This window comes from Flexivirga sp. YIM B11880 (assembly GCF_058148645.1).
The window spans coordinates 102,432-109,192 of record NZ_JBMAMH010000012.1; the positions used below are offsets into that span (position 1 = coordinate 102,432).

At 69.1% G+C, this 6,761-nt stretch carries 7 protein-coding genes and 1 pseudogene; 3 read left to right on the top strand and 5 right to left on the bottom strand.

The window, feature by feature from the left end; translation table 11 throughout:
- Positions 1 to 40: 40 nt before the first annotated feature.
- Complete coding sequence (locus ACN8HC_RS15975; RefSeq protein ID WP_490075832.1) at positions 41 to 1,465, bottom strand: sigma 54-interacting transcriptional regulator; 1,425 nt, start codon at positions 1,463 to 1,465, stop codon at positions 41 to 43.
- Positions 1,466 to 1,562: 97 nt separating this feature from the next.
- On the opposite strand from ACN8HC_RS15975, the gene ACN8HC_RS15980 reads away from it, so the two are divergent.
- Positions 1,563 to 2,357: a deoxyribonuclease IV gene (locus ACN8HC_RS15980; protein WP_490075833.1), complete on the top strand. Its 795-nt coding sequence runs from the start codon at positions 1,563 to 1,565 to the stop codon at positions 2,355 to 2,357.
- Positions 2,358 to 2,531: 174 nt separating this feature from the next.
- Here the strand turns inward: ACN8HC_RS15980 and ACN8HC_RS15985 are convergent, their stop codons facing one another.
- Both ACN8HC_RS15985 and ACN8HC_RS15990 read right to left on the bottom strand, forming a co-directional pair.
- Positions 2,532 to 2,999 carry a globin domain-containing protein gene (locus ACN8HC_RS15985; protein ID WP_490075834.1) on the bottom strand — a complete coding sequence of 156 codons (468 nt, stop codon included), beginning with the start codon at positions 2,997 to 2,999 and terminating at the stop codon, positions 2,532 to 2,534.
- Positions 3,000 to 3,033: 34 nt separating this feature from the next.
- Positions 3,034 to 3,621 (bottom strand): TetR/AcrR family transcriptional regulator, encoded by a 588-nt coding sequence (locus tag ACN8HC_RS15990; protein ID WP_490075835.1) that lies wholly within the window; start codon positions 3,619 to 3,621, stop codon positions 3,034 to 3,036.
- 251 nt (positions 3,622 to 3,872) lie between these two features.
- Between ACN8HC_RS15990 and ACN8HC_RS15995 the strand changes: the two genes are divergently transcribed.
- Both ACN8HC_RS15995 and ACN8HC_RS16000 read left to right on the top strand, forming a co-directional pair.
- Positions 3,873 to 4,832 (top strand): alpha/beta fold hydrolase, encoded by a 960-nt coding sequence (locus ACN8HC_RS15995; protein WP_490075836.1) that lies wholly within the window; start codon positions 3,873 to 3,875, stop codon positions 4,830 to 4,832.
- A gap of 17 nt (positions 4,833 to 4,849) precedes the next feature.
- A complete protein-coding gene (locus ACN8HC_RS16000; protein WP_490075837.1) occupies positions 4,850 to 5,365 on the top strand; it encodes a GNAT family N-acetyltransferase in 516 nt (171 codons plus the stop codon).
- 129 nt (positions 5,366 to 5,494) lie between these two features.
- Here ACN8HC_RS16000 and pdxS read toward each other — a convergent pair whose 3' ends face one another.
- Together pdxS and ACN8HC_RS16010 are read right to left on the bottom strand one after the other, a co-directional pair.
- Positions 5,495 to 6,388 (bottom strand): pyridoxal 5'-phosphate synthase lyase subunit PdxS, encoded by an 894-nt coding sequence (gene pdxS, locus ACN8HC_RS16005; protein WP_490075838.1) that lies wholly within the window; start codon positions 6,386 to 6,388, stop codon positions 5,495 to 5,497.
- 139 nt (positions 6,389 to 6,527) lie between these two features.
- A pseudogene (locus ACN8HC_RS16010) lies at positions 6,528 to 6,761 on the bottom strand (hypothetical protein); the annotation flags it as partial.

The window sequence follows — 6,761 nt, forward strand, 5'->3', positions numbered from 1 at the left end:
CGCTATCCGTGCACTGGCAGCAGTTGTGGTTTGCGCATCGTCATACCGATTCGCGCTCCCCGTAGGTCGCGTTGCCCTCGTCGTCCGACTCCTTGCTGACCTGCTTGGCCAGGTAGAGACCCTCGAGCGCCAGCTCGATCGCACCCGCCCGCTCGCCGGGCGTGCGCGCGTCCAGCCGGTCCGCGACCTGGTCGTAGAGATCCGACTCCCCGAGGACCGGCAGTTCGCCGAGCACCTCGGTGGCGCTGACCTGTTCGCCCGTCGTGACCCGCGCACCACGCTCCAGCGCGCGCACGAGTAGCCCCAGATCGATGCCCCGCAGCCGGCCCCGCGCCGTCTCCGCCGTCGCGGTGCGCAACAGGTGCTCCAGGATCGCCTCCTCACGACCCTCGTGGCCGGTCTCGAACTCGACCTTGCCGGCCAGCACGTCGACCGCCGTCTCGAGGTCGATGACCCGTGCGACCGCCTCCTGCTCCCCCCGCAGCGTCGCCCGGTGCAGTGCGGCAGCGGCAATGGTCTCGGCCGCCGCGATCGCGAATCGCGCTGAGACACCCGACCTTTGGTCGACGGCGTTGGATTCGCGGAGCGCACGGGTGAATCGCGCCAGGATCTCGATCAGGTATGCCGGCACGCTCGCGACCAAGCGCGCCTCCTGCTCGATGACGGCGATCTCGCCCTCCACCTCCAGCGGGTAGTGGGTGCGGATCTGCGCGCCGAAGCGGTCCTTCAGCGGAGTGATGATCCGGCCGCGGTTGGTGTAGTCCTCCGGATTGGCACTGGCGACCACCAGCACGTCGAGCGGCAGGCGGAGGGTGTAGCCGCGCACCTGGATGTCGCGCTCCTCCATGACGTTGAGCATCGCGACCTGGATGCGTTCGGCCAGGTCCGGTAGCTCGTTGATGGCGACGATGCCGCGATGCGCGCGGGGAATCAGCCCGAAGTGGATCGTCTCCGGGTCACCCAGACTGCGGCCCTCGGCGACCTTCATCGGGTCCACATCACCGACCAGGTCACCGACGGACGTGTCCGGGGTCGCGAGCTTCTCGGCATACCGGGTCTCCCGATGCCGCCACGCGACCGGCAGCTCGTCGCCGAGCTCTGCCGCACGGCGCCGGGACGCCGGGGTGATCGGGTCGTAGGGGTGCTCGCCCAGTTCGGAGCCGGCGATCACCGGGGTCCATTCGTCGAGGAGGCCGACGAGCGTGCGCAGCACGCGGGTCTTGCCCTGGCCGCGTTCGCCCAGCAGCACGACATCGTGACCGGCGAGGAGCGCCCGCTCCAGCTGCGGGATCACGGTGAAGTCGAAGCCCTGGATCCCGGGCCACGGATCGTGGCCTGCCGTCAGTTTCTCGATCAGGTTCTCGCGCAGTTCCTCCCGGACGCTGCGCTGCCGGTGTCCGCTGGCGCGCAGTTCACCGACGGTGGAGATGGCGGGTGCAGGTGTCGAAGTGGTCGAATCCGTCACGTCGTCAACGCTACGCCCTTTCCGAGGCGGAAGCGGAGGGAGAGTCCGGATCCGCCGGCCTGCCGGCCTGTCACACAGCCTCCGTAGGCTGGTCGCCATGACGCTTCGCATCGGTGCCCACGTCAACCAGCAGGACCCGCTCGCGGAGGCAGCTGCCCGCGACACGACGGTGGTGCAGTTCTTCCTGGGCGATCCGCAGAGCTACAAGGGCCCGGTCGTTGCGTATGACGGTGGGGCGGCCAAGCTGCGCGCCGACGCCGAAGCTGCGGGAGTGACGGTCTACGTGCATGCGCCATACGTCATCAACGTCGCCACGCTCAACAACCGGATCCGCATCCCGAGCCGCAAGCTCCTGCAACAGCACATGGACGCGGCGGCCGAGATCGGTGCAGCCGGGCTCATCGTCCACGGCGGGCACGTCGGCAAGTCCGATGATCCGGCGAAGGGGTTCGACAACTGGCGCAAGGCGGTCGAGGCGACGGACTGCAAAGTCCCCCTGCTCATCGAGAACACCGCCGGTGGCGACAACGCGATGGCGCGTCACCTGGTCCGCATCGCCGGCGTCTGGGCGGCGATTCGCCAGGCGGACGGTCACGAGCAGATTGGTTTCTGCCTCGACACCTGTCACGCCTGGGCCGGTGGCATTCCTCTCGCGGAGGCGGCCGAACGCATCCACGAGATCACCGGTCGCATCGACCTGGTGCACGGCAACGACAGCCGCGACGACTTCGATTCGGGCGCCGACCGGCACGCCAATCTCGGTGCAGGACAGATCGATCCGGACGAGCTGGCCGCGGTCGTGCGCGCCGCCGCGGCGCCGGTGGTGTGCGAGACGCCCGGCGGTGCCGAGGAGCACAAGGCCGACATCGCCTGGCTCCGCGAACGGCTCTAGCCCATTTGGCCGAGTAGGCCGAGGCGCTGGCCGATGCCGCATCGAGACCTCAGTCGGCGTGGCCGACCCGGCCGTCAGCCATGACGATCGGCTCGAAGGACACCCGGGCGCCGAACGCGCTGCGATATCAGTCGATTGCCGCCCGTGCGTCCTTGACCGTCAGGTATCGCGTGATCATCGTCGCCCCTGGTAGCCGACGGTCGCGTCCCAGTTCCAGTGCGGCATCGGCAGATCCGCGGGTACGTCCTCAGCCGACCCGTGGAAGTACATCGGATACCAGGTCGCCCAGCCCCAGTAGTCCAGAATCGCTTGGTACGTCTCCAGATCGGTATCCAACCCGGCGTCGTGCAACGCTCCCGCGAAGCAGTCGATCGCGCGTTCATTCATTTCGTCGTGCTCCCCGTTGCCACTGTGCAGGCGCACCACGGTGGCGTGATCGCCATACGTCGTCGTGTAGCGCGCCGGGCCACCGAGCGCCTCGCCGAGGTATGCCGCCAGCCGGTCGACGTGACCCGGCTTGGCACCTCCGTGGAAGGCGTGCGACACCACTGGGTCGGCCATCACCCGCCGGTGCCACGCGTCTGCGATGCGCGTCATGGCTTCCGCTCCGCCGGCGGCTTCGAAGATCGAGCGCTGCGCCATACCTGCTCCCGTGGACGGTGTTTACGCGTATACCTTAGTCCGCACGCCCGCTCACCAACAAGACCAGCGCGGCCCGCAGATCGAATTCCGCTCGTTGCGCGGCGAGCGCCGCGCCGCAAGCGGCCAGCGCCTCGAAGCCACTGTCGGCCGCATCTCGCCGCACGCTCTCCTGCACCGTGGGCCGCTGCAGACTCCGCATCGTCTGCGCGGTGCGGGCGTCGAGTTGCGTCGCGCCGAGGAGGAGCCGCCAGGCGGCCGAGTAGCGGTGGGCGGCCTGCTCGGGGGTGCAGCCGGCGGCCAGCAACGAGCCGAGGATGTCGTCCGTGGCGCGAGCAGCAGAGGGTGCCATCAGATCTCCGCGGGTCAGCGCGTCGAGCACCCAGGGTCGGCTGCCGAGCTCCCGGCGGAGCATCAACAGCACCTCGACCGCTCGATCCGGCCCCGGCGCGGGCAGGTCCGGCCAGGTGACCTCGGCGAATTCCTCGTCGAGCAGCGCGACGAGCAACTCGTCGCGGCTGCCGAAGTGGCGGTAGATCGCCATCGGCGTGACGCCGAGCCGGGCACCGAGCGTCCGCATGCTGAGCGTCGGCGAGCCGTCGTCGCGCACGAGCTCCCCCGCCACGGCGAGGNCGGTAGATCGCCATCGGCGTGACGCCGAGCCGGGCACCGAGCGTCCGCATGCTGAGCGTCGGCGAGCCGTCGTCGCGCACGAGCTCCCCCGCCACGGCGAGGATCCGCTCGCGGGTGAGTGCGGACCCACGGCCCGATGCCGGTCTGCTGCCGCCTGCCACGGTGCCGAGCGTAGGACACGTTTTCAACACGGACTTACCGCCTGGTAGCAGGACGTCCGTTCAAGTGATTGAATCGCCCGTCATGAAGGCAACCCGCCGGATCCGGTTCGTGGACGTGCACGGTCACCGCCGCGCGTTCGTCCTGACCGGTCACGGGCCGGCGCTGCTGTTGCTGCACGGTGTCGCGTGCGACCACACGACCTGGGACCGGGTGATCGGCCCGCTCTCCCGCGATCACACGGTCATCGCGCCGGACCTGCTGGGCCATGGCCGGTCCGCCAAACCACGCGCCGATTACACCCTCGGCGGTTTCGCCAACGGGATGCGCGACCTGCTCGGCGTGCTCGAGATCGATCGGGCAACAGTGATCGGGCACAGCTTCGGTGGCGGCGTGGCGATGCAGTTCGCCTATCAGTACCCCGAGCTCACCGAGCGGCTGGTGCTGGTCGCCCCCGGCGGCCTCGGTCCGGAGGTCAGCCCGGTCATTCGGCTCGCGACACTGCCCGGATTCCAGCAGGTGATGGGGCTGCTGACGCTGCCCGGCATCCGGCACGTCAACACCGTGGGCTTGCGTATGGCGCACGCCGCCCGGCTGCCCGGCACGCGCGACATCGACGAGATCGCCGAGATCTACAACGCTTTCCGCGACCCGCAGGCCCGCGCGGCCGCCGGCCACGTGCTGCGGGCCGTCGTCGACCGGCACGGCCAGATCGTCACGATGACCGACCGCGCCTACCTCACCGAGTCGATGCCGCTGGCTGTCGTCTGGGGCGCCGATGACCCGATCATCCCGGCCTCGCAGGCCGGCAACGTGGCGGCGCTGGCACCTGGCGCCCGGGTCGAGATCGTTGCGGACAGTGGGCATTTCCCGCATCGGGATCATCCCGGGGAGTTCGTGCGGATCGTGCAGGACTTCCTGTCCGCGACACGCCCCTCGACATACGATCAGGCGCGGCTGCGGGAGCTGTTGCGCAGCGGACCGGCTCGCCGGATCCGCCGCGCTCGGGCGGGCCAGCGACCGGTGGCACCGCTCACCGGCTGACCGGATAACGTGCCGGCGTGGATCTCGTCATACGTGACCGGCAGGATGCGGACCTGCCGGTGCTCGCCGCACTCATCGCCCGCCAGCAGGCACAGACCCGCTACCCGTTCATCTGGCCGTTCCCACGGCCGCTCGAGCAGTTCCTCAAGCGTTCGACCGAGTTGCACGCCTGGGTCGCGGAGGTGGACGGCGAGGTCGCGGGACATGTCGCCCTCGAGCGCGTCGAGGACGACCTGCTGGGACGATCCTGGGCCGCGGCCCACGATGTCGGCGTGAACGAGTTGCGTTGCGTTTCAGCGTTTTTCACTGACATTCAACGCGCCGGACAGGGCATCGGGTCACGTCTATTGGAGACCGCGACCCAGGCAGCGCGGGCCGAAGGCTATCCGGTGCTGGACGTGGTTGCCGCTCACGAGACACCGGTCCAGCTGTACTTGCGGCGTGGTTGGCAGATCATCGAGACGACGCAGGCGCCGTGGCACCCCGACACGGATCTGCCGATCCACCTGATGATCCTGCCGCGCACCGCCTGACCGCCGACGGAGCGAGGGCAGCCGCCTCGCCGAGAGGCTCACCAAACGCCGAAAGGCTCAGTAAATATGGCGGTTTCGCGCCGATTAACTGAGCCTCTCGGTATGTTTCTGAGCCTGTCGGCAGGGGTGTCACCAACCGCGCTCGGCGAGCCGGTGCGACTGCGCGATGTCCTCGACGTTGATGCCAACCATGGCTTCGCCCAGACCACGCGAAACCTTCGCGATCACGTCGGGGTCGTCGTAGAAGGTCGTCGCCTTGACGATCGCCTCGGCGCGCTGAGCCGGGTTGCCGGACTTGAAGATGCCCGAGCCGACGAAGACGCCCTCGGCACCCAGTTGCATCATCATCGCGGCGTCGGCCGCGGTGGCAATGCCGCCGGCGGTGAAGAGCACGACGGGCAGCTTGCCGGCCTCGGCGACCTCCTTGACGAGTTCGTACGGCGCCTGCAGTTCCTTGGCGGCGACATACAGCTCGTCCTCCGGCAGGCTGGTCAGCCGGCGGATCTCCTGGCGGATCTGGCGCATGTGGGTCGTGGCGTTCGAGACGTCCCCGGTGCCGGCCTCGCCCTTGGAGCGGATCATTGCCGCGCCCTCGGTGATGCGGCGCAGCGCCTCGCCCAGGTTGGTCGCACCGCAGACGAAGGGAACGGTGAACTCCCACTTGTCGATGTGGTTGGCGTAGTCGGCGGGGGTCAGCACCTCGGACTCGTCGATGTAGTCGACGCCGAGACTCTGCAGCACCTGTGCCTCGACGAAGTGACCGATGCGAGCCTTGGCCATCACCGGGATCGAGACGGCCTCGATGATGCCGTCGATCATGTCCGGGTCGCTCATCCGCGACACGCCGCCCTGCGCGCGGATGTCGGCGGGCACGCGTTCCAGCGCCATCACGGCCACCGCGCCGGCGTCCTCGGCGATCTTCGCCTGCTCGGGCGTGACGACGTCCATGATGACGCCGCCCTTCAGCATCTCCGCCATACCGCGCTTGACTCGGGCGGTGCCGGTCTCGGACACGTTCGTCACTGCTGGACTCCTTGCTCAGATGTGGGTACGCCGCCAGAATACCGCCGCACCACGGCAGCTTGGTGCCATAAAGATTCCCGTGGCACCTTTAGGTCACGGCGCGCACCGGCCACCGCGGCGGAGCACACCGCAGTGCGGCTCAAAGGCCGTCGGGCAGCCGGTCGTCGAAGTCGACCGGGGCCGGCAGCGGTGTGTGGCCGGCGAGGCCGAGGTAGCGCACCTGGGGCCGGTGCCGCAGGCGCTGCACGTCGCGCACCGCTTCGTTGTGGAAGCGGCGGGCGATCTCGACGCGCTGCCCGGCCGAGCGCAACCGTTCGACAAGCTCCGGCCACCCGTCGTTCTCGTCGCGCAGCTCGGCGACGACGTCGCTGGT

What these genes read in the sequence shown, in the direction of transcription:
- ACN8HC_RS15980 (WP_490075833.1), top strand. Translation starts at nt 1,563, where the DNA reads ATGACGCTTCGCATCGGTGCCCACGTCAACCAGCAGGACCCGCTCGCG.
- ACN8HC_RS15985 (WP_490075834.1), bottom strand. Translation starts at nt 2,999, where the DNA reads ATGGCGCAGCGCTCGATCTTCGAAGCCGCCGGCGGAGCGGAAGCCATG.
- ACN8HC_RS15995 (WP_490075836.1), top strand. Translation starts at nt 3,873, where the DNA reads ATGAAGGCAACCCGCCGGATCCGGTTCGTGGACGTGCACGGTCACCGC.